The 946-nt window shown below is 45.1% G+C and carries 1 protein-coding gene and 1 pseudogene; both read right to left on the bottom strand.

Annotated elements, in window-relative coordinates; genetic code table 11:
• Positions 1–286: pseudogene (locus R8O11_RS25705) on the bottom strand (hypothetical protein); the annotation flags it as partial.
• A 65-nt stretch (positions 287–351) separates the two neighbouring features.
• Entirely contained in the window at positions 352–687 is a 336-nt protein-coding gene (locus R8O11_RS25700) for a helix-turn-helix transcriptional regulator (protein ID WP_005462056.1), read from the bottom strand.
• Between the last annotated feature and the right edge of the window lie 259 nt (positions 688–946).

Here is a 946-nt window from a genome sequence, read left to right as displayed (position 1 = left end):
AACCAGATCGCACATAAATGAAAGAGGAATGGTATCGCGGCGGTCTTATTACGACGGGTGGACGATGGTAGTAAGGCGGTCTGTAGTCGTGTGAAGGGCGATGGTGATGCGGCGGCCGAATCGGTCGCTCCGGACGATTTACAGGATGACTGTGGTGCTTATTGCCCGGTTGAGTAATGGGTTTCACCGAATGTTGCGGATGAGGTTTTGCCTGTAATGTTGTTGTGCCAAGTATCATGACAAACACACTGGTCGCAAGCCCTCTGAAAATTGATATGCAGTTCATAAAACGCCTCCCCTTGATATTGGAGAGTAGGGTGCTCAAAACATAAGTATAACAGAGCGAAACAATTAGGAAGCGTTAGGATCTGAGCGTTGTTCAAGTACTAGAGATAAGAGGCGCACCAGTAGGGACTGCGCTTCAGGTGATAGCAGCCGAGCAACCGTCACCAAATCTTCTGCGGTTACGTGTTCTATCCCCCTAATATCGAGCGCGATATCGAGGTCAGTCAGATTTAGAGAGCGCAAAATAGAGCGGTATTGCGAAAGTTTGAGATCCGATTCACCTCGCTCGATGCGTTGGTAGGTTTTGACGCTCATCCCCGCAATATTTGCCATTTGTTCACGCGACAAACCGTGCTCTTTTCGTCTAATAATGAGCGCTTCAACGATAGGGTCTACGTGCATGGCTTCTCCAGATAGGACAGTTTTGACCTAATCAACGCAAGAAGTGGACCACTTTAACCACCCTATCTTTACCCGATTTTAAAAAGGGTATAAGAATGGCGTTCTAATTAAATGTGCAATTATTTCAGTCAGTTCTTATAAAAATGGAAAAGCATCAGTCATATAAATCAATTACAGCAAAAGTTTCTATTCGCAAAATGCAACGCATTTTAGATCAGCTGCTGAATGAAATTGATGAGAAACACCGCGCTTCAAAAGA

This window comes from Vibrio sp. 1288 (genome assembly GCF_033344475.1).
This window is presented reverse-complemented; position numbering and strand designations above follow the sequence as displayed.

What these genes read in the sequence shown, in the direction of transcription:
- R8O11_RS25700 (WP_005462056.1), bottom strand. Translation starts at nt 687, where the DNA reads ATGCACGTAGACCCTATCGTTGAAGCGCTCATTATTAGACGAAAAGAG.